A 239-nucleotide genomic window follows, 5' to 3' on the forward strand; every position below is an offset into this window, starting at 1 on the left:
ACATACATCCAACTGAACCAGAAGGAGACGCTCCAACATATCATAGAGTTCTTCCGTCATAAACTTAACGTTACCTGCATCTACTATAAGGTAAGCATACGGATTGATTCCATTTGATTCGATCACAATTTTTTGAAAAGACTTAATCTTATACAGATCTGTATTGCCGCTTACCTGGGAATTAAATTTAATAATTAAAACACCTTCATGCAGATTAATAAAGTCAGCCACAATTGATT

Annotated in this window: 1 protein-coding gene; it reads right to left on the reverse strand. The window is 34.3% G+C overall.

Features of this window, described 5'->3' with window-relative positions; translation table 11 throughout:
* Positions 1–239, reverse strand: a 239-nt coding sequence (locus KK062_RS30550) for a hypothetical protein (RefSeq protein ID WP_254088154.1), incomplete at both ends; no start/stop codon positions are given.

Source organism: Dawidia cretensis (assembly GCF_018598175.1).
GTDB lineage: Bacteria > Bacteroidota > Bacteroidia > Cytophagales > Cyclobacteriaceae > Ohtaekwangia > Ohtaekwangia cretensis.